This is a genomic window from Pseudomonas hydrolytica, from assembly GCF_021495345.1.
GTDB classification, from domain to species: domain Bacteria; phylum Pseudomonadota; class Gammaproteobacteria; order Pseudomonadales; family Pseudomonadaceae; genus Aquipseudomonas; species Aquipseudomonas hydrolytica.
Genome location: NZ_CP099397.1, coordinates 3250582 through 3271388 on the forward strand (window position 1 = coordinate 3250582; position 20807 = coordinate 3271388).

Annotated in this window: 21 protein-coding genes; 6 read left to right on the plus strand and 15 right to left on the minus strand. The window is 63.8% G+C overall.

Going from position 1 to position 20807, the window contains the following annotated elements:
- Positions 1-10: 10 nt before the first annotated feature.
- From flgK to L1F06_RS15170, 12 genes are all read right to left on the minus strand, one after another.
- Positions 11-2056 carry a flagellar hook-associated protein FlgK gene (gene flgK, locus L1F06_RS15115; RefSeq protein ID WP_129482176.1) on the minus strand — a complete coding sequence of 682 codons (2046 nt, stop codon included), beginning with the start codon at positions 2054-2056 and terminating at the stop codon, positions 11-13.
- A 9-nt stretch (positions 2057-2065) separates the two neighbouring features.
- Complete coding sequence (flgJ, locus tag L1F06_RS15120; RefSeq protein WP_012019038.1) at positions 2066-3250, minus strand: flagellar assembly peptidoglycan hydrolase FlgJ; 1185 nt, start codon at positions 3248-3250, stop codon at positions 2066-2068.
- 14 nt (positions 3251-3264) lie between these two features.
- Complete coding sequence (locus tag L1F06_RS15125; RefSeq protein WP_036987504.1) at positions 3265-4344, minus strand: flagellar basal body P-ring protein FlgI; 1080 nt, start codon at positions 4342-4344, stop codon at positions 3265-3267.
- Positions 4345-4607: 263 nt separating this feature from the next.
- Positions 4608-5330, minus strand: coding sequence for a flagellar basal body L-ring protein FlgH (gene flgH, locus L1F06_RS15130; protein ID WP_003247068.1), 723 nt, complete (start codon positions 5328-5330; stop codon positions 4608-4610).
- 39 nt (positions 5331-5369) lie between these two features.
- Entirely contained in the window at positions 5370-6155 is a 786-nt protein-coding gene (gene flgG / locus L1F06_RS15135) for a flagellar basal-body rod protein FlgG (RefSeq protein WP_003247067.1), read from the minus strand.
- 46 nt (positions 6156-6201) lie between these two features.
- Positions 6202-6942, minus strand: a complete 741-nt coding sequence (locus L1F06_RS15140; protein ID WP_129482175.1) for a flagellar basal body rod protein FlgF — start codon at positions 6940-6942, stop codon at positions 6202-6204.
- Positions 6943-7196: 254 nt separating this feature from the next.
- Positions 7197-8513 (minus strand): flagellar hook protein FlgE, encoded by a 1317-nt coding sequence (flgE, locus tag L1F06_RS15145; protein WP_012019040.1) that lies wholly within the window; start codon positions 8511-8513, stop codon positions 7197-7199.
- Positions 8514-8549: 36 nt separating this feature from the next.
- Positions 8550-9215, minus strand: a complete 666-nt coding sequence (gene flgD, locus L1F06_RS15150) for a flagellar hook assembly protein FlgD (protein ID WP_012019041.1) — start codon at positions 9213-9215, stop codon at positions 8550-8552.
- Between the two features lie 21 nt (positions 9216-9236).
- Positions 9237-9680: a flagellar basal body rod protein FlgC gene (gene flgC / locus L1F06_RS15155; protein WP_003247063.1), complete on the minus strand. Its 444-nt coding sequence runs from the start codon at positions 9678-9680 to the stop codon at positions 9237-9239.
- Between the two features lie 11 nt (positions 9681-9691).
- Positions 9692-10099, minus strand: a complete 408-nt coding sequence (gene flgB / locus L1F06_RS15160; protein ID WP_003247062.1) for a flagellar basal body rod protein FlgB — start codon at positions 10097-10099, stop codon at positions 9692-9694.
- 322 nt (positions 10100-10421) lie between these two features.
- Entirely contained in the window at positions 10422-11249 is an 828-nt protein-coding gene (gene cheR, locus L1F06_RS15165) for a protein-glutamate O-methyltransferase CheR (protein WP_041772905.1), read from the minus strand.
- Between the two features lie 45 nt (positions 11250-11294).
- Positions 11295-12227, minus strand: a complete 933-nt coding sequence (locus tag L1F06_RS15170; RefSeq protein ID WP_003247060.1) for a chemotaxis protein CheV — start codon at positions 12225-12227, stop codon at positions 11295-11297.
- A gap of 77 nt (positions 12228-12304) precedes the next feature.
- Here L1F06_RS15170 and flgA point away from each other — a divergent pair, with 77 nt between their 5' ends.
- The 4 genes from flgA to L1F06_RS15190 all read left to right on the plus strand — a co-directional run bounded on the left by flgA (position 12305) and on the right by L1F06_RS15190 (position 14894).
- On the plus strand, positions 12305-13063 hold the full coding sequence (gene flgA / locus L1F06_RS15175) for a flagellar basal body P-ring formation chaperone FlgA (RefSeq protein ID WP_129482174.1): 759 nt from the start codon (positions 12305-12307) through the stop codon (positions 13061-13063).
- Between the two features lie 133 nt (positions 13064-13196).
- Entirely contained in the window at positions 13197-13532 is a 336-nt protein-coding gene (flgM, locus tag L1F06_RS15180; protein ID WP_003247058.1) for a flagellar biosynthesis anti-sigma factor FlgM, read from the plus strand.
- A 50-nt stretch (positions 13533-13582) separates the two neighbouring features.
- Positions 13583-14050: a flagella synthesis protein FlgN gene (locus tag L1F06_RS15185; RefSeq protein ID WP_129482173.1), complete on the plus strand. Its 468-nt coding sequence runs from the start codon at positions 13583-13585 to the stop codon at positions 14048-14050.
- Between the two features lie 94 nt (positions 14051-14144).
- Positions 14145-14894 (plus strand): flagellar brake protein, encoded by a 750-nt coding sequence (locus L1F06_RS15190; RefSeq protein WP_012019046.1) that lies wholly within the window; start codon positions 14145-14147, stop codon positions 14892-14894.
- Between the two features lie 6 nt (positions 14895-14900).
- On the opposite strand, the gene L1F06_RS15195 is transcribed toward L1F06_RS15190, so the two are convergent.
- Both L1F06_RS15195 and L1F06_RS15200 read right to left on the minus strand, forming a co-directional pair.
- Positions 14901-16211, minus strand: a complete 1311-nt coding sequence (locus L1F06_RS15195) for an MFS transporter (RefSeq protein WP_129482172.1) — start codon at positions 16209-16211, stop codon at positions 14901-14903.
- A gap of 60 nt (positions 16212-16271) precedes the next feature.
- Positions 16272-17615: a glutamine synthetase family protein gene (locus L1F06_RS15200; protein WP_129482171.1), complete on the minus strand. Its 1344-nt coding sequence runs from the start codon at positions 17613-17615 to the stop codon at positions 16272-16274.
- Between the two features lie 279 nt (positions 17616-17894).
- On the opposite strand from L1F06_RS15200, the gene sstT reads away from it, so the two are divergent.
- Together sstT and L1F06_RS15210 are read left to right on the plus strand one after the other, a co-directional pair.
- Positions 17895-19118, plus strand: a complete 1224-nt coding sequence (gene sstT / locus L1F06_RS15205; RefSeq protein ID WP_012019048.1) for a serine/threonine transporter SstT — start codon at positions 17895-17897, stop codon at positions 19116-19118.
- A gap of 157 nt (positions 19119-19275) precedes the next feature.
- Positions 19276-20043, plus strand: a complete 768-nt coding sequence (locus L1F06_RS15210; protein ID WP_096826193.1) for an ATP-binding cassette domain-containing protein — start codon at positions 19276-19278, stop codon at positions 20041-20043.
- A 10-nt stretch (positions 20044-20053) separates the two neighbouring features.
- Here the strand turns inward: L1F06_RS15210 and fhuF are convergent, their stop codons facing one another.
- Complete coding sequence (fhuF, locus tag L1F06_RS15215; protein WP_129482170.1) at positions 20054-20797, minus strand: siderophore-iron reductase FhuF; 744 nt, start codon at positions 20795-20797, stop codon at positions 20054-20056.
- Between the last annotated feature and the right edge of the window lie 10 nt (positions 20798-20807).

Sequence of the window (20807 nt, forward strand, 5' to 3'; positions counted from 1 at the left end):
AGGGTGGCTATCAGAATGTATTGATCAGGGTATCGAACAGATTACGCGCAACTTGAATGATCTGCGCCGATGCCTGGTAGTACTGCTCGAACTGGATCAGCTTGGCGGCCTCTTCGTCCAGGTTAACACCGGAAATCGAGTCGCGGTTGTCGGTCGCCTGCTTGAGGATCGCGCTGGTGGCCTGGCCATCGACGCGCGCCTGGCTGGTCAGCGTACCGACCCGTTCGACCAGGTCGCCATAGGCGTCGGAGAAGCTGGAGCCCGTGGTGGTCGGTGCCCCTGGGTTGACGCCGATTACCGATTTGTTCTGCAGGTTGACCAGATTCAGCGCGTTACGGTTGTCCGATACGCCGTTGGTGTTGAACGACACCGAGAAGTTGTCGCCCGCCTGGGGTCGCCCGCTGATGGTCACCTGGTAATCGAACGCCGCCGGAATCGCTGGTGGGTTGGCCGGCACGGTGATGGTCAGGGCATTGTCCTGGCCGGGCACGATGCTGCCGGTGTCGATCACGTTGCCGTTGATGTCGACCACATCGTAGCTCTGCGTGGCGCCACCGCCGGCGCCCATCACGATGCGCAGCGGCGGCGCGTTGCGCAGGCTGGTTTCCAGGTCCGCCTGGGCCGCCGGATCGTAGATGTTGATCTCGGTCAGCAGCCGGGGCTGGGTGATCCTGCCGGTGCCGATGTTGGCCGGGCTGGTCTCGGCCTTGAGCGGCGCGGCGAAGGCCAGTTCCTCGGGGTTTTTCATGTCCGCACGGATATCGCGACCGGCGTTGCGGGTCGGCATCACCAGGAAACGGTCGCCGGCCGCGAAGGTACCGCTGGCCACACCGAGCGAGAAGCCGTCTACCTCGGGTGCGGGTACCGTGGTGATGTCGAAGGTCGCCGGAGTCGGCGGGAACAGCGTACCGTCGGACACCCGGCGCACCACGTATTCGGTGGCGCTGGTGAACTGCACCTCGTAGTCGCTGGTGGTCAGGCGCGAGGTATCGGTCAGGGTGACGGCCAGGTTGGCCGTGGTGTCGCTGTTGCCAACCCGGGCCAGGCTGCGCTGGCTGAGCAGGAGCGGGTCGTTTATGGAGCGGAACAGCTCGTTGCCGAACTGACCATTGAGGTCCAGGCCCTGCCCCAGTTGGCGGTTCATCTGATCGGCGATGGACAGCGCCAGACGCCCCACCGCATTCATCGACTGGTCCAGCACGTCCTGGCGATAACGCAGCAGACCGCCCATCTCGCCGCCGGTGATCAGCGAAGTGATGCCCTGGCGCGAGCTGCCACTGACGAACTGGATCTCGCTGCGCAGCGGGTCGGACTGCCCGGGGGTAACCTCCAGACGAGCAGCCTTGCTGCCCACTACCAGCGGCTGACCGGAGCCGATGAACAGGTTGTAGGAGTTGTCGTCCTGCGGCACCACGGTCACGCCGATGAACTCGGACAGCTTGCGCACCGCCTCTTCGCGGGCGTCGAGCAGATCGTTCGGCGCCTGGCCATTGGAGGCGGCCACGGCAATCGCATCATTGAAACCGGCGATCGAGGTGGCCAGCTGATTGATCTGATCGGTCACCGCCGAGAGCTGCTTGTTGAGGAAGGCGTTCTGCTCGTAGAGGCGGTCGTAGATGGTGTTGAATCGCTTGGACAACCCCTCGGCCTCGGACAGCGCCAGCTGGCGTGCCGGAATGTTGGCCGGGTCCTCCGCGGCGGTCTGCAGGGCGGCGAACAGCCGCTGCAATCCGGGCGTGACGCCGGTGGTGCTGCCGGCCAGGAGGGAATCGAGCTGGTTGATCTGGCTCAGGTAGGCCTGGGTATCGCTGTTGAGCGCGGTGCTGCTGCGTACCTGAGTATTGAGGAACTCGTTGTAGATGCGGCGCACGTCCACCAGCGTGGTGCCGGAGCCGATATAACCGGCCCCGCTGAACTGCGGCGTACGGGTCGTCTGCACGGCTTCCTGGCGGGAGAACCCGGGCGTGTTGACGTTGACGATGTTGTGGCCGGTAACGGCCAGCGACGTCTTGCTCGCCGACAGGCCGGACAGGCCAATGTTGAGTAGGTCAGCCATGATTCAACCTCAAGTCCTTGTGGTGGCGCTGTCGGCAGCCGCGATGGCCTGATAGGTCTGCATCTTGCGGGCGATCTGCGAAATCTTGCGCGCGTAGTGCGGGTCGGTGGCGTAACCGGCTTGCTGCAGTTCCTTGACGAAACGCTCGGGGTTCTCGGTGGCGTTCAGCGCCTTTTCGTAGCGGCCGTTGCTCTGCAGGAAATTCACGTAGTCATCGAAGCTCTGCGCGTAGGAATCGTAGGCACGGAAGTTGGCCGCCTCCCTGACCGCCTTGCCGCCCTTGTATTCGGTAGTCAGCACCCGGGCCGACTCGCCCTTCCAGCTGTTGTGCGACTTGATGCCGAACAGGTTGTGGCTGCTCTGCCCGTCGCCGGTACGAATGATCGACTTGCCCCAGCCGGTTTCCAGCGCGGCCTGGGCAACCAGATAGCGCGGATCGACGCCGATCTTCTCGGCGGCGGCCTCGGCCATCGGCAGCATGGTGGCGACGAACTCCTGCGGGGAATTGAACACGGCCTTGCCCGGCGCCAGCGGCGGCTGGGCGATGCGCCGGCCGCTGATGGCATCGCTGTTGCCCGGGTTCAGGCCGGCACTTGCCGGTGCGGCAGATGCCTGCGCCGGCAGCCAGTCGTTACCCGCCAGGGCCTTGCCCTCGCCTTCGGCGGCCGACGGCACGATGCCGGCCAGCAGGCGGTCGGCCAGTTTGCCCGGCACGGCCAGGCGCCGGCGGTTGAGCAGCGCGACGTCGTCGCGGAAGCCCTCGGATGTGGCCGCTTTCTCGGACTTGGCTTCGCTGGCCGCGGCAACCGGTTGTTCGATCTGCGCGAAGGGGTTGGGCCTGCTCGAGGGCTGCTTGATCTTCGACATCTGCCGCACCAGCACATCGGCCAGACCGATGCCGCGCCCTTCCTTGGAAAGCGTCACCGCCAGCTGCTGATCGTGCATGTCCTGGTAGGTCTTGCTCTCGTTGCTGTTCATGAAGTTGCCCTCGCCGAACGCGGCGTTGGCCGAACGCATGGCCTTGAGCATTTCGTTCATGAACAGCGACTCGAATTCCTGAGCGACCTTGCGGATGTTCTGCTCGGTGTCGCCGCCCACCTTGAACTGGTTGAGGCGATTCAGGTCGGTGAAAGCGCCGCTGTCGATCGGGCTTTTGCCGTTGCCGAGCATGCCGGCAGAGAGTCGAGAGTCCATAGGGGCGCTCCTCGTCAGATCACGATGAGGTCAGCCTGCAGGGCGCCGGCTTGCTTGAGCGCCTCCAGGATGGCCATCAGGTCGGAAGGCGCGGCGCCCACCTGGTTAACCGCACGGACAATCTCGTCCAGGCTGGTACCGGGGCCGAACTTGAACATCGGCTTGGTTTCTTCCTCGGCGCCGACGCGCGAGCGCGGTACCACCGCGGTCTGCCCACCGGAGAATGCCTCGGGCTGGCTGACGATGGGATCTTCGGTGATGGTCACGGTCAGGCTGCCATGGGTCACGGCTGCCGGCTGCACGCGCACGTTCTGGCCGATGACGATGGTGCCGGTGCGCGAGTTGATGATGACCTTGGCCACCGCCTGACCGGCCTGCACCTCGAGGTTTTCCAGGATCGACAGGTAGTCGACGCGCTGATTCGGATCGAGCGGCGCGCTGACGCGAATCGAGCCGCCGTCGATGGCCTGGGCCACGCCCGGGCCGAGCAGATCGTTGATCTGATCGACGATGTTCTTTGCCGTGGTGAAGTCGGGACGGTTGAGGTTGAGCGTCAGGTAGTTGCCCTGATCGAAGCCGCTCGGCACCGGACGTTCGACAGTGGCCCCGCCAGGAATGCGCCCGGCGGATGGCACGTTGACGGTGATGCGCGAGCCGTCGGCACCACTGGCGTCGAAACCACCGACCACCAGGTTGCCCTGGGCGATGGCGTAGACGTTGCCGTCGATGCCCTTGAGCGGCGTCATCAGCAGGCTGCCGCCGCGCAGGCTCTTGGCGTTACCGATGGAGGAAATGGTGATGTCGATGGTCTGCCCGGGCTTGGCGAACGCCGGCAGCTCGGCATGCACCGATACCGCGGCGACGTTCTTCAGCTGCACGTTGCCACCCGGCGGCACCTTGATGCCGAACTGCGCCAGCATGTTGTTGAAGGTCTGCACGGTAAATGGCGTCTGCGTGGTCTGGTCGCCACTGCCGTTGAGGCCGACGACCAGGCCGTAACCGATCAGCTGGTTGCTGCGCACGCCCTGGATCGAGGCCAGGTCCTTGAGGCGCTCGGCCTGGGTCGGCAGGCTGAGCAGCAGGCACGCCAGCATGGTGGCCAGCAGCAGCCAGTCGTTGGCGCCACGCCGACGATAACCGCGATGAGCGGCAGCGAACTGCCGGCGGCAGGACACGCTCTGCTCCGACTGCGCCTTGCGCAGCGGGCGCAAGGCCTGCTGCCGCGGGCGAGTCGGAGCCGGCGCGAAGGCATCGCGCACGGAGTGACCGGCGACGATACGCGAGTAGCACTGCGCCAGGAGATTGGCCGCCGAAGCGGGGGTCTGAGCCAGCCAGGATTTCATCGATGCACCCTCACTCAGAACGGCCACATGGGGCTGAGGAAGAAGCGGCTCAACCAACCCGGCTGGCTGGCATCGGCGAAGGCACCGGTGCCGGAATAGGTGATGCGCGCATCGGCCACCCGGGTGGACGCCACGGTGTTGTCGGTGGAAATGTCATCAGCACGCACCAGCCCGGAAATACGCACCAGCTCGTCGCCGGTATTGAGGGTCATCCACTTCTCGCCGCGCACGGCGAGGATGCCGTTGGGCAATACCTCGGCGACGGTGACGGTGATCGAACCGGACAAGCTGTTGCTCTGCCCCGCCTGGCCGGAACCGCTGGCTTCGCGCTGAGCGTTCCAGTTGGCCTCCAGGCTCAGGTTGGGGTTGTTCATGCCCAGCGCGCCGAGGCTGCGCAGCGGGTTGTCCGGCGTTACCGCCATGCCGAACAGGTTGGGCGCGCCGATGGCACCCGAACTGTCCTTCTGGATGTTGCTGTTGGCGTTCTTGCTGGCCTGGGTACGCTCGTTGAGGGTGATGGTGATGATGTCACCGACACGGAACGCCTTGCGGTCGTCGTACAGACCATTCTCGAAGCCGGCCTGGTAGATCGAGCCGTTGTTCTGCGCAGCCGGCAGCGGCGTGCGCGGCAGCACCGGCGCGTAATAAGGGTCGTCCGGCTTGGCTGTCGGCGCCACGCAGCCAGTGCTGAGCAGCAGGCCAGCCAACAGGGGGAAACAGAAAACTTGCCGGTTCATAACCACTACCTCGCGGCGTTCACAACAGAGTCAAAAGGATCAGAGGTTCTGCGTCACGAAGGACAGCATCTGATCGGCGGTGGAAATCACCTTGGAGTTCATTTCATAGGCGCGTTGGGTGGTGATCATGTTCACCAGTTCTTCCACCACGCTGACGTTGGAGTTTTCCAGGGTGTTCTGCAGGGTGGTGCCGAGGCCATTGAGGCCCGGGTTGCCCACCTGCGGCGCGCCGCTGGAACCGGTCTCCAGGAACAGGTTGTTGCCGATGGCTTCAAGGCCGGCCGGGTTGACGAAGTCGGCCAGCTGGATGTTGCCGATGATCTGCGGCTGCGGATTGCCAGCGGTGGTCACCGAGACGGTGCCGTCCTCGCCGACGGTGAAGGTGCGCACCTCGTTCGGCAGCACGATGGCCGGCTCCAGGGCGAACCCCTGGGAGGTCACGATCTGGCCGTCGGAGTTGAGGTGGAAGCTGCCGTCGCGGGTATAGGAGACGGTGCCGTCCGGCTGCAGGATCTGGAAGAAGCCGCGGCCATTGATCGCCATGTCCAGCGGCTGCTCGGTGGTCTGCAGACTGCCGGCGGTGAAGATCTTCTGCGTGCCGACCACGCGTACACCGGTACCCAGCTGCAGGCCGGACGGCAGTTCGCTGTCCTGGCTGGACTGGCCACCCGGCTGGCGACGGATCTGATACAGCAGATCCTCGAACTCAGCGCGATCGCGCTTGAAGCCGGTGGTCGCGACGTTGGCCAGGTTGTTGGAAATGGTGGTCAGGTTCATGTCCTGGGCGGACAGACCGGTCTTGCTGACCCACAGTGCCGGAAGCATATCGATTCTCCTCGGGTGCCGGTTTTACGGCGCCGCGTGCTGGTAATTAGCTAATTTGCAAAACCCGCGCCATGGCCGAGGCGTTGTCTTCGGCGGTGCGCATCATCTTTACCGACAGCTCGAACTGGCGGGACAGGGAAAGGATGGCGGTCATTTCTTCCACGGCGTTGACGTTGCTCGCCTCGAGGAAGCCCGAAGTCACCTGCACCGTGGCATCGGCCTCCACCTCGGGCTGGCCCTTGACCCGGATCAGGCCGTCGGCGCCCTTCTCCAGGCTCTTCGGATCCGGGTTGACCAGCTTGATGCGGTCCACCTCGGCCAGCACGTTGGGGTTCTCACCCAGGGCGCGAATGCTGATGGTGCCGTCCTGGCCGATCTCCACCTTCTGCTCCGGCGGCACGGCAATCGGCCCGGCATTGCCCATGACCGGCAAGCCATTGCCGGTGCGCAGCACGCCGAGCGCATCGATGTTCAGGCTGGCGGTACGCACATAGGCTTCGCTGCCGTCGGGCGCCTGCACCGCGATCCAACCTTTGCCGCCGATGGCAACGTCCAGATCGCGGCCGGTTTCCTGCAGCGAACCGGCACGAAAATCGGTGCCCGGCCGCTCGCTCATGGCAAATACCCGCGCCGGATAGCTTTCGCCGAACAGCGGCATGGAACGCGCCTGCTCGAAGTCGCGGCGAAAGCCCGAGGTGGAAACGTTGGCCAGGTTGTTGGCATGCGCACGCAGAGCGAGTGTGTTGTTCTGCGCTCCGGTCATGGAGACGTACAGCATCTTGTCCATGGTGATTCTCCGAGTGGGCGACGGGCCCTTGGCTCTTTGCAAGCAATACAGCAAGCGCCGTGCCAGCCTCTAAAAATCACTACAAGCTACTGATTTAAAAGTGCTTTTTATTAAATCGAGAAAACAGCGGAGACCCTGGCGGCGAGGTTTTGCCGGCTCCGCAACGGCAAAGCGGCAAGCCTGGCTTGCCGCTTTGCCGCCGTCGGCGAACCCGCCTCACATCCGCAGCGCGCAGGATGTGCAGCGTGCCCTCATCAACGCAGGTTGATGATGGTCTGGGTGATGGCGCTTTCGGTTTCGATGGTCTTGGCGTTGGCCTGGTAGTTGCGCTGGGCCACGATCAGGTTCACCAGCTGATCGGAAAGCTCGACGTTGGAGTCCTCCAGAGCACCGGCCTGCAGCGCACCCAGGGTACCGGCGCGAGGTGTGCCGACTACCGGCTCGCCGGACTGGAAGGACTGCACCCAGGCGGTCTTGCCCACCGGAGTGAGACCCTGCACGTTGGCGAAGTTGGCCAGCACCACCTGGCCCTGCACCTTGGACTGGCCATTGGTGTAGCGCGCGAAGATCACCCCGGTATCGTCGATTTCCAGCCCCGCCAGCTGGCCAGTGGTATAGCCATCCTGACTGACCCGGTTGACCGCGAAGGAGCTGGCGAACTGGGTGGACTGGCGCACATCGATGGTGATCCCGGCCGCGTTGGCCGCGGCCCCGTTCGGGCTCCATACCGGCGGTACCGAGTTGTCCGGCGCGGCCGGTACCCAGGTGCTCAGGCTGATGGTGCCGTCAGCGGCCACGGTGAAGCCGGTGGGGGTGGAGCCAACCAACGCCGGGATATCCAGCTGACCGGCAGTGGTGAACTGCAGATCGACACTCGAAGGAGTCGTCAGCGTCGGATCATCCGGGTTTCGCCCATCGATCAGCACGTTCATGGTCCAGGTGTTGGGCCCGGTCTTGACGAAGTACTGGGTGAACACGTGGGAGTTGCCCTGCGTGTCATAGATGTTGGTCGAGGTCGACGAATTGTACGAAGTCGGATCGGTCGGATCGAACGGTACGGTAGTCGGCACCACGTTGTTGGAGTTGAGGTTGAAGGTCTGGGCCAGGTTGGCGGTGGCGCGCGGCTCCTGGTTCGCGGTCTGGATGCGCAGGTCGCTGACCACACCGTTCTGCAGGTTGCCATTGGCATCGACCGTATAGCCCTGCAGGCGATAACCGAAGTTGTTCACCATGAAGCCTTCGCGGTCGGTACCGAAGTAGCCGGCACGGGTGTAGCTGATCTCGCCGTTGTTGCTGGTGACGAAGAAGCCGTTGCCGTTGATCGCCAGGTCCAGCGCGTTCTGCGTGTAGTTGATGTTGCCCTGGTTGAACAGTTGCGAAATGTCGCCCAGCAGCACACCGCTGCCCTGCGGGTTGGAACCCGTGCCCAGCACGGACGCGGCATAGACATCGGCGAACTCGGCACGCGACTGTTTGAAACCTGCAGTACCGGCGTTGGCGATGTTGTTGCCGGTGACATTGAGATCCTTGGTGGCGGCGCGCAGACCACTGAGACCAATATTGAACGACATGGAAAACTCCTTTGCCGGAACTGCCGGCGGCAATAGTTATTGGCCGATGACTTGCACTTGCGAAAGCGGAACACTGCCCAGCCCCGCCAGGTTGAGCATCAATTCGCTGCCACCCAACGTGACGCTGTCGACGTTGGCCGGCAACAGGGTGTAAAGCGCTTTGGTCTCGGTACCGTAGGTGGCCTGAGCCTCGAACTTGTAGGTGCCCGGCGGCATCAGATTGCCGCTGGAGTCCTTGCCGTCCCAGATGAAGCTGACGTTGCCGGCGGCCTGCTCGCCCAGGTTGATACGCGTCACCACCGAGCCGGCGCTGTCATAGACGTTCACATAAACGTTGCCGCTGCTCACCGGCAGCACGGCGCTGGCCTTGAAGCTCTCGCTGGTATCGACCACCGCCCTCTCGGTCGGCACGATCACCTTGCGCCCCACCAGCGAAGAGGCCTGCAACGCCTGCGACGACTGATAGGAGGAAAGCATCGACTCCATGCTTTTGTTGAGCTTCTCGATCCCTTCCAGGCTGCTGAACTGCGCCAGCTGGGCGATGAACTCGCCGTTGCCCTGGGGCTCCAGCGGGTTCTGGTTGTTCAACTGCGCCACCAGCAGGTTGAGGAACTCGTTCTTGCCGAGGTCCTTGTTCTGCCGGGTGTTCTGTTTCATCTCGTACTGATCGAGTACCGAACTCGTGCCGCTTACCGTGCTCATCACCTGTCTCCCTTCAAAGCATTACTGACCCAGGGTCAGCACGCGCTGCAGCATCTGTTTGGCGGTATTCATCATTTCCACGTTGGTCTGGAAGGCGCGACTGGCGGAAATCATGTCGGCCATTTCCTCGACCACGTTGACGTTCGGGTAGTAGACGTAGCCGTCGGCATTGGCCATCGGATGATCCGGCTCGTAACGCGGCATCAGGCTGCTCTGATCCTCGACCACGCCGAGCACCTGGACGCCACGCCCGGCTTCGTCCTGCTCGGCGAACAGCGAACCGCGGTCGCCGCCTTGCGCCTGCTGGAACACGGTGGCGAACACCGGATGACGGGCGCGGTAGGTCTGATCGATGCTCGAGGAAACGGTCTCGGCGTTGGCGATGTTGCTGGAAATGGTGTTCAGGCGAGTGCTCTGGGCGCTCATGCCGGTTCCGGCGATGTTGAAAACACTGGCTAGAGACATGATCGCGCTCCTTATTCGCCGCGCAGGGCGTTGGTCAGCCCTTTGAACTTGCTGTTGAGAAAGGTGAAGCTCGCCTGGAAGTGCACCGAGTTCTCGGCGTAATTGGCTTGCTCGATCTGCAGATCGACCGTGTTCTGATCCAGCGAAGCGTGGAACGGCGTGCGGTAAGGCAGCTCGGCCTGCCCCATGGCAACGCCCTCGGCGGCAATGTGGCGGCCATCGGTACGTGCCAGGGCGACGTTGCCGCGCTGCTGCTTGGCATTCTGCTCGGCCAGCACGCTGGCGAAATCCAGGTCACGCGCCTTGTAATTGGGCGTATCGGCGTTGGCGATGTTGTTGGCCAACACCTCGGCGCGCTGCGCACGAAAGCCGAGTGCCTGTTCGTGGATACCTAGGGCCTTGCCGAAGTTGATGCTCATGTTCTGCAACCTTTGCCGCTTGGGCTGTCTGGTCTTTCCTGCCAGACATTCAGCAAAGGCTGTGCCAATTTAATTTATTCTTTATTTTCAACGACTTACGAATAAATCAATTGCCAACCGAGCGGCAAGCGGCAAGCGCTTTCCGCTTTCCCCCCACGAGCGGCAACGCCACTTTGCCGCCTTGCCGCCCGTAGGGTGCGCCGCGCGCACCAGCGGAAATCGCATAACCATTGGTGCGCACGGCACACCCTATCCGGCGCAACGCAAACGAAAACGGGAGACCCTGAGGCCTCCCGCTTGTCGCCGATCATGGCACGTGCCGCTATTTGGCCTTGTAGATGATCCCTGGGCTGCACTGCACCATCTGGTACTTCTCGGGCAGGCCATTGAGCGCCTCGGATGCCCCGAGAAACAGATACCCGCCCGGCTTGAGGGTGGCGTGGATGCGCGTGAGGATGTCCTTCTTCACCTCGGCAGAGAAGTAGATAAGCACGTTGCGGCAGAACACGATGTCGAACTTGCCCAGGGCCGCGTAGCTGTCCAGCAGGTTGAGCGGCCGGAATTCCACCCGACTCTTGATCGGCGCCTTGACCTGCCAACGCCCCGGGCCCTTGGGGTCGAAGTAGCGCTGCAGGCGCTCCTGCGACAGGCCTCGGCCCATGGCCAGGCTGTCGTATTCACCGGATTTGCAGTTACTCAGCATCGAGGGCGACAGATCGGTAGCAACGATCTGCACCCCGGCCTTGAGCTGGCCGAGGTTGGTGCGCTCGAACTCGTCGATGGACATCGACAGGGAGTAAGGCTCCTGCCCGGAGGAACAGGCGGCGGACCAGATGCGCAAGCGCTGCGACGGGTAGGCCTTGATCAGCTCCGGCAGCACGCGGTTCTTCAGCACTTCGAACGGATAGGTGTCACGAAACCACAGGGTCTCGTTGGTGGTCATGGCGTCCACGACCTGCTCGCGCAAGCCCCCGCGCGGCTGGCTTTGCATACGCTGCACCAACTCTCCCAGGGTCTTGATGCCGTTCTGTTCCATCAGCTTGTTCAGCCGGCTGGAGACCAGGTACTGCTTATTGCTGCCAAGCAGAATACCGCAGGCCTTTTCCAGGAAAGTCCGGAACTGCTCGAAATCCAAATTACCTGAAGACACTAATGCAGCCTCACCAACCATAACGTTTGCCAAAGGTCACGCCCCTCAGCCCCCATCCACCACACGAATGCGATCAACCACGCGCGCCGCCAAGTCATCCGGCTTGAACTTGGCGAGAAAGTCATCGGCACCGACCTTCTTCACCATCGCCTGGTTGAATACCCCCGAGAGCGAAGTATGCAGGAGGATATGCAGCTTCTGCATGCGCGAATCGCTGCGAATCTCCGTAGTCAGGGTGTAGCCATCCATTTCCGGCATTTCGATGTCGGAAATCAGCATGAGCAGTTCCTTGTCGGGGTCGCGCCCTTCATCGGCCATCTTCTTGAGGTAGTTGAGCGCTTCACGACCGTCGTTCAATGCAGTGACTTCCACCCCCACAGTCTGCAGACAACGAGACACCTGCTTACGTGCCACCGACGAGTCGTCGACGATCAGCACATGCTTGGTCACCGCCTGGCTCTGCACCTGGTCGTCGATCACACCGGCGGAGATCACCTCGGAGGTGGGCGCCACCTCGGCAAGGATCTTCTCCACGTCGATGATCTCGACCAGTTGCTGATCGAGCCGCGTCACCGCAGTCAGGTAGTGATCACGGCCGGTGCCCTTGGGTGGCGGATGGATCTCTTCCCAGTTCATGTTGACGATGCGCTCCACGGAACGCACCAGAAAGCCCTGAACCTTGGTGTTGTACTCAGTGATGATGACGAAGCTGGTCTTGAGGTCCTCCAGCGCCGCCCGCCCGGTGGCGATGGACAGATCGAGAATCGGAATGGTGCCGCCACGGATATTGGCCACGCCGCGTACCACCGGACTGGATTTCGGCATGATGGTGAGGTTGGGGCACTGCAGCACCTCCTTCACCTTGAATACGTTGATGCCGTAAAGCTGTGGGCCTTCCAGGCGAAATAGCAGCAACTCCAAGCGGTTCTGTCCCACCAGCTGGGTGCGCTGGTTAACCGAATCCATCAACCCGGCCATGCCCGGACTCCTTATCTTCTGGTAGCGCCTACCCGTAGCAGCTTAGCAGGCGGCACGGGGCTTGCTTTGTATTAGTCATGAAGCCAAGAACGTCATCATTCCGTCAGATACTGGCAAAGTGCCTTGCCCCTTTGTCCGTTTTACTCGCTTTGCCGATGCTCGGCTACAGCGGTACGGCGGCGGCGACTTTCACCAGTACTGACGAACTTATCGGCGCCACCGAGTCCTTTCTTGAGGAGGCGGTCGTCGATTATCTACAGCGTAGCGAAATCCAGGGCCGCCATGAGATTCGCGTGAACCGACTCGACCCGCGGCTGCGTCTGGCCCTGTGCGACGAGCCGCTGACCACCACGCTGGAAAGCCCGGCGCAGCCCCTGGGCCGGGTGACCACGCGCGTGCGCTGCAACGGCAGCGCTCCCTGGACGGTGTTCGTGCCGGCAGAAGTGCGCCTGTATCGCCAGGTAGCGGTGCTGACCCGCCCGCTCAAGCGCCTGAGCGTAGTCAAAGCCTCCGATCTGAGCATGGTCGAGCGTGACGTGGGCCAGCTTGCCCAGGGCTACCTGACGGATCCGACGCAGGCCATAGGCAAGAAATTGACGCGACAGCTGAATAGCGACCAGATCATCACCCCCGCCCACCTGCAGGTCGCAGAGGTGGTTCGCCGCGGCGACCAGGTGGTGATCAGCGCCAGCGGCGGCACGGTCAACGTACGTATGCCCGGCGAAGCCCTGACCGAAGGGGCTCCCGGCCAGCAGATCAATGTGCGCAACCTGCGTTCGCAACGGGTGATACGCGCACGAGTAGTGGGCCCCGGTCAGGTGGAAGTCGCCATGTAGGCATGTTTCTTGTAACGTATCGCCTTGGCGATCTCCTACACTGCATTCAGTGGCGCGAAAAAAATCCTAAAGTTTTCTCGGCAAGGGCCGAAAAGCTTGGCAAGCGTCCAACAATCGTCCGAGGTTTTGCATCATGGTCATCGACTTCAACCGGCTGAACAATGCCAATACGCCCGCCAATGCGGGGCGTACCGGCGCCACTCAGACTGGCAATCGCAACGAGGCGGCGCAGCCGACCAAGGCGCCTGTCACCGGTAGCGATGAACAAACCACCGCCAAGAGCGGCGAATCCGTGCAACTGAGCCGTGAGGCCCAGCAGTTACAGAAAATCGGCGAGAAGCTGCGTGACCAGCCGATCGTCGACAAAGAGCGCGTGGCCCAGCTGAAGCAGGCCATCGCCGACGGCAGCTACCAGGTCGACAGCAAGCGCGTCGCCCAGAAGCTGCTCGATTTCGAATCCCAGCGCTAGTCTCCGGGCTGCGCTGGGGGTGTTGGACGCCCGACCCCCAAGAGCCCGCCATGCACGACACAGCCCTGCTTGACCTGTTCACCACCGATATCGGCACCGCCGAGCAGTTGCTCGAGCTGATCGACACCGAATTCCAGGCCCTGACCGAGCGCGATCTTCCGCGTCTGGAAAGCCTGCTCAACGACAAACAACCCCTTCTCGCCCTGCTCCAGCAACATGCTGGCGAGCGCAGCCGCGTGCTGCAGAACGCCGGCCTGAATGCCGACCGAGACGGCCTCAAGGCGCTGGCAGCGGGCTCTGCCCTGGGCGAGCAGCTGCTGGCCCGTAGCGAGGAGCTGTCCAACCTGCTGCAGCGTTGCCATGAGGCCAATCTGCGTAACGGCCGTCTGATTCGCGCCAACCAGGCTTCGGTCGGCAGCGTTCTCGGCATCCTGCGCGGCGGGGAGACGCCCGGCCTCTATGACAGCCGCGGCAGCGCCGCTAGAATCGCGCAGCAAAGGCCACTCAGCCAGGCCTGAGAACAGCCGCAAAAACAAGAAAGCACAGGGACATGCAGGCACTTAGCCAGTATGCTAGTGCCGTTGTAGTCTATGACTCGGAGAGTTCCGAACTGTGTCCAGCGCGTTCAACGACGAGAGCGGCCCCCAGCCGCCCAAGGTGCTCAAGACATCCGTCGAGATCATTGCCACCTTGCGTCAATTGCAACAGAACCATGATCCCCTCGTTATCCAATTCAAGGATCGTGGCCAGCGTTTTCAAAGCTACCTCGTCGAAATCGATAAAGACCGTGCGCGATTGGCACTGGACGAAATCATCCCCACCGACGGCGAACGCTTCTTCAAGCAGGGCGAAACCTTCAACGTCGAGGCCTACCGCGATGGCGTGCGAGTGGCCTGGACCTGCGAGCACGACGTGCAACTGGGCGAGTTCGAAGGCGCGCCGTGCTACTGGGCTCCGCTCCCCTCGGAAGTGATCTATCACCAGCGCCGCAGCGCCTTTCGCGCACCGCTCAAGCAGAGCGACTTGGTCAAGGTGGTGCTGGCTGGCGACAAGCTGCGCGAACCGCTGCAAGGTCATCTGCTGGATATTTCGGCCACCGGCTGCAAGCTGCGCTTTCCCGGCAACCTCAGCCAGCAGCTGAGCAACGGTCAGGTGCACGAACGACTCACCGCTCACCTGCCCTTCGGCGCGATGACCTGCGCGGTGGAACTGCGCCACGTGCAGTACGAAGAGAAGATCGACATGACCTTCGTCGGCACCCGCTTCTACCGCATCAACGGCCTGGAGCAACGCCAGGTCGAACGCTTCGTCTACCAGCTGCAGCGCGAGGCGCGCCGCACGGAGAGCGACGGCCTGTTCTGACAGCCCCTACTGACCTGCTCGCGGCGCCTCGGCATCCTCCTGGGCCGCAGCCGCGGCGGGCTCGTGCATCTGCTCATGCACCGTCTGCTCATCCACCCGGGGATCGAGCGCAGCCACCAGAGGCGAGCTGGCGACGTTGCCCGGCATGGCCATGTGGTGCAGCGGCGCATCCTCTACCTGATGCAGATGGGTGACCACTTCGGGCCGGATGCGCCACACCAGGATCAGCGCACAGACGCAGACGAACACGTAGAGCATGTTGGCGCCGTAGAAGCGCATCAGCACTCCTGCCAGCAGCGGCCCGACACAGGCTCCTACGCCAAAGGTCACCAGCAACATGGCGGTCAACGACACGCGCCGCTCCGGCTCGACGTGATCGTTGGCCAGAGCCACCGCCAGCGGATACAGGCTGAACTGCATCAGGCTGACCAGAAAGCCGATACCGATCAGCAAGCCGAGGAAGACTTCCGGCAGTACCGCCAGGGGCAACGCGGCCAGCAGCAGCAATACCGCACAACCGCGAATCAGGCGCACCCGGTCCTGCCGATCCGATAGCCAACCCAACGGCCACTGCACCAGCAGTCCCGCCAGAATGCAGCTGCCCATGAACAGACCGACCTGTTCGGTGGAAAGGCCCATGCGGGTGGCATAAAGCGGCGCCAAGCCGTAGAAGGAACCGATAAGCAACCCGGCCACGGCGATGGTGGTCAGCGACAACGGCACCCGGCTAAGGAAGAACCTCAGCTCCAGCGGCGCGGGGTGCAGGGGCGCCGGATGCAGTCGGCGGGTCAGCGCCACCGGCACCAGACACAGGGCGAAGCACAGGGCGACCAGCATCAGCAGCTCCAGGCCCAGGGTCGGATGCACCACCAGGGTCAGCTGGCCGAGAATCAGCCCCAGGTAGGAGGCCGCCATGTAACCGCTGAACACCAGGCCGCGCTGCCGCGCTTCGGCCTGCTCGTTGAGCCAGCTCTCGATCACCATGTACTGGCACATCATGCCCAGGCCCACCAGCATGCGCAGGAACAACCAGAACGGCAGCCACTCCACCAGGCCATGCCCCAGTACCGCCGCGGTAACCACCCCGGCGCAGGCGACATAGGCACGAATATGGCCGACCCGACCGATCAGCCGGTGCCCGAGCTTGCCGCCCAGCACCAGGCCGAAGTAATTGGCCGCCATCAGCGCACCGACCCACAGGCCGTCCACCGTATCGGCCAGGCGCAGCGCCAGGTAGGTGCTGAGCAGGCCGGAGCCGAGCAGCATCAGCAAGGTTGCGAAGTACAGCGAGCGGAACGACTTCCAGATAAGGCGCATGTGCGGGTAGAGCTCCTTGTACACGGCGCGAGCGGGTAGCTCGCACCGGGCGCGATGGTGTCAGGCCTGTGCGGCCAGCACGCGACGCTCCCAGGGGGTGATTTCGTCGTAGAAGCTGGTGAGCTCCATGGTCTTGCTGGCGATATATCCTTCGATGAACTCCGCACCGAACAGTTCGACCGCCAGTTCGCTGCGTTTCAGACGCTCGATGGCGGCATGCATGGTACAGGGTAGCGTCAATTGCTCGGGCACCTCGAACTCACCCTGGATCGGCGCGCTCGGCTGCAGCTCGTGCTCCAGTCCGTGCAGTCCTGCCGCCAGGCTGGCGGCCAGGGCCAGATAGGGGTTGGCGTCAGCGCCCGGCAGGCGGTTCTCCACCCGTCGTGCGGCAGGTGCACTGGCCGGAATACGCAGGCCGGCGGCGCGATTGTCAGCCGACCAGCAGGCGTTGTTCGGCGATGCGTAGGGATGGCACAGACGCTGATAGGAATTCACGTGCGGCGCGAACAGCAGAGTGAAGTCCGCCAGCGCCGCCTGCTGGCCGCCGATGAAATGGTGAAAGGCGGGCGTCGCCTCGCCGTCCTCGGCGCTGAAGATATTGCGACCACTGCCCTGCTCCACCACGCTCTGGTGGATGTGCATCGAGCTGCCCGGGGTGTGCGCCAGAGGTTTGGCCATGCACACCACGGCAAGGCCATGCTTGAGCCCCACCTCTTTCAGCAGGTGCTTGAACAGAAAGGTCTGATCGGCCAGCTGCAGCGCGTCACCGTGCAGCAGATTGATCTCGAACTGGCTGACGCCCATCTCGTGCATGAAGGTGTCGCGTGGCAGGCCGAGCGCCGCCATGCAGCGATAGACCTCGGCGAAGAAGGGCCGCAGGCCATTGCCCGAACTGACGCTGAAGGCCGAGCCGCCGTCTTCGCGGCGGCGATCCAGGCCGACCGGCGGCTGGAACGGCTGCTGCGGATCGGCATTCGGCGCAAACACGAAGAACTCCAGTTCGGTGGCCACCACCGGCTGCCAGCCGTGCTGCGCATAACGGGCCAGCACGCGCTTGAGCAGCGCCCGAGTGGACAGGCCGGAGCTGCGGCCATCCAGTTCCTCGGCGTCGCAGATCGCCAGGGCGCGCGGCGGCTCGCTCCAGGGCAGACGGTGGATCTGCTCCGGCGCCGCGACCAGCGCCAGATCACCGTCATCGCTGCCATAGAAACGCGCCGGCGGATAGCCGCCCATGATGCACTGCAGCAACACGCCGCGCGCCAGCTGCAAACGGCGCCCCTCGAGAAAACCCGCTGCGGTCATCACCTTGCCGCGCGGCACGCCATTGAGGTCAGGGGTCACGCAGTCGATTTCATCGATGCCACGCAGGAGGGTTTCCAATGCATGGCGGCTGGCGGTGCTCATGTGAGGCTGTCCTTGTATGACCCGAGAGCCGCTTCGGCGCGGCGAGACGTACAAAATACGCACCGGATGTTCGATATTTCAAGCAGGGCGCGCTTGCCGATATGCGACACCGGCTTGCACCCTGTCGCCCTGATGGCAGCGCCTGGCTCGATGCGTCAGGCGACTGTGCTAGAGTCGCGCGCTATTTTTTCCGCCAGCCTGTGACAGGGCTGGCCGGAAGTCCTCTCGCCCAGAGCGCAGCACGCCGTGTAAAGCGCCCCGCAACCAGAGACTCGACTGATGTCACAAGCCCTCCACCCTGCCCTGCAGCTGCTCAACCGCACCAGCCTGGTGATGCAGATCTTCATCGGCCTGCTGGCCGGTATCGCCCTTGCCCTGATCGCCCCACAGGCGGCGCTGTCGGTCGGCTTCGTCGGCAACGTGTTCGTCTCGGCCCTGAAGGCCGTGGCGCCGGTGCTGGTGTTCATCCTGGTGATGTCGTCCATCGCCAACCATCAGCACGGCCAGCAGACCCATATCCGCCCGATCCTGCTGATGTACCTGATCGGCACCTTCAGCGCCGCGCTGGTGGCGGTGGTTGCCAGCTTCGCCTTCCCGTCGTCGCTGGTGCTGAGCAGCCAGGCCGCCGAACTGACGCCCCCCGGCGGCATCGGCGAGGTGCTCAAGACCCTGCTGCTGAACATCGTCGACAACCCGGTCAACGCCCTGCTGCGCGGCAACTTCATCGGCATCCTGGCCTGGGCCATCGGCCTCGGCTTCGCCTTCCGCCACGCCAGCCCCGGCAGCAAGCAGCTGCTGGGCGATCTGGCCAACGGCGTGACCGCCATCGTCAAGCTGGTGATCCGCCTGGCGCCGCTGGGCATCTTCGGCCTGGTCGCCGCGACCCTGGCCGAGTCCGGCTTCGATGCCCTGCTCGGTTACCTGCACCTGCTGGTGGTGCTGGTCGGCTGCATGCTGCTGGTGGCCCTGGTGATCAACCCGGCGCTGGTGTACTGGAAGCTGCGCCGCAACCCCTACCCGCTGGTGCTGACCTGCCTGCGCGAGAGCGGCATCACCGCCTTCTTCACCCGCAGCTCGGCCGCCAACATCCCGGTCAACCTGCAGCTGTGCCAGCGCCTGGGCCTGCATGAGGAAACCTATTCGATCTCCATCCCGCTGGGCGCCACCATCAACATGGCCGGCGCGGCGATCACCATCACCGTGCTGACCATGGCCGCGGTGCATACCCTGGGCATCGCCGTCGACCTGCCCACCGCCCTGCTGCTGAGCGTGCTGGCCTCGATCAGCGCCTGCGGCGCCTCGGGCGTGGCCGGCGGCTCGCTGCTGCTGATCCCGCTGGCCTGCAGCCTGTTCGGCATCCCCAACGAGGTGGCCATGCAGGTGGTGGCCATCGGCTTCATCATCGGCATCGTGCAGGACTCGGCGGAAACCGCGCTGAACTCCTCCACCGACGCCCTGTTCACCGCTGCCGCGTGCATGGCGGAAGAGCAGCGTCAGGCCTGAACCTCCAGGGCTCGTCCCTCAGGCGAGCCCGCCATCCGCCAAGTGGTGCGCACGGCGCACCCTACGGATCGGGGACGCGACAGGACGCCACAAAATTGATAACGATTAGCGTTTGAATTAGATTGACGCCCTTCGCAACCCCACCGCGGACGGCTTCATGTTCGAATTGCAAAGCGTCAGTTTCAGCATTCCTGAACGCACCCTGCTGCATCCCCTGAACCTGCACATCGATGCCGGACGCATGGTCGGCCTGATCGGCCACAACGGTTCAGGCAAGTCCACCCTGATCAAACTGCTTGCCCGCCAGCAGTCGCCCAGCGGCGGCCATATCCTGCTCGACGGCAAACCGCTGCAGGCCTGGGGTCAGCGCGACTTCGCTCGGCAGGTGGCCTATCTGCCTCAGCAACTGCCGCAGACCGAAGGCCTGAGCGTACGCGAGCTGGTGGGCTTCGGCCGGTATCCCTGGCACGGCGCCCTTGGCCGCCTGGGCAGCGAAGACCGCGCGCACATCGAGCGCGCCATGGACCTGACCGACACCGGCATGTTTGCCGATCGCCTGGTCGACCAGCTCTCTGGCGGCGAGCGCCAGCGCGTCTGGCTGGCCATGCTGCTGGCGCAGAACACCCGCTACCTGCTGCTCGACGAACCCACCTCGGCGCTGGACATCGCCCACCAGGTGGAAGTCCTCTCACGGGTTCACGACCTCAGTCGCGAGCTGGGCCTCGGCGTGCTGGTGGTGCTGCACGACATCAACATGGCCGCGCGCTACTGCGACCACCTGCTGGCCCTGCACAGCGGTCGCCTGCTGGCACAGGGCAGCCCGGCCGAGCTGATGCACGGCGAAACCCTGGAGCGCATCTACGGCGTGCCCATGGGGGTGATGGCCAATCCGGTGGACGGCTCGCCGATCAGCTACCTGCACTGACCGGCACGCCTCAGGACGCCGAAGCGGACGCCTGCGCCGGGGGCTCGTCGAGCAGCGGGCAGTTCTCGCACAGTTCCAGTTCGGGCAGCAGATAACGAATGCAGCACACTCGCCGTTGCCGCCACGGCAGTGCAGCGCCCTGCAGCTCGACATAACGCACCGGCTGATACAGCGGGTTACGTCGCCCGTCAGGCTGCTGGGCCGCCTGCAGGAGGCTGAAACCGTCGGCCAGCAGTGGCGCCGGCAGTACCTTGCCCAGCGCCGTCAGAATCCACTCGAAATAGTTGCCGGCATTGCTCCAGAGCACCTTGGGCGCGATCTTCACCTGCGCGGTGAAGGCCTGGATCAGGGGCTGCAAGTGGTCATGCTGGAGATGGGCAAAACGCTCGAACGGATCGCCCGGAGCGAACGGCTGCCCCGCATCGCGCAGCTTGAACGCCTGTGGCAAGTGTTCCTCGTCGAGCACCACCTGGATGTCATCGAGGTTTAGCGGCAGGCGTCGGTTCAGCACCAGCGCGGCGGCCACCACTGGCGGGATCAGGCGCACGAAATAGTGCTTCGACCACTGCGACAGCAGCGCACGGCGGTCGCCGCCGGTGTACGACTCGCCGAAGCGCGCCAGCAGCACCGGCAGCCCCTCGTCGCTGAGCAGTTCGCGCAGCGGCACCGAGGGCCGTGGATCATCGTGCAGCACCAGGGTGTCCCGATAAGAGGAGAAGTCGCCAATGAACAGCGGCGCCAGTGCCTCAATCACCCCGAACGAT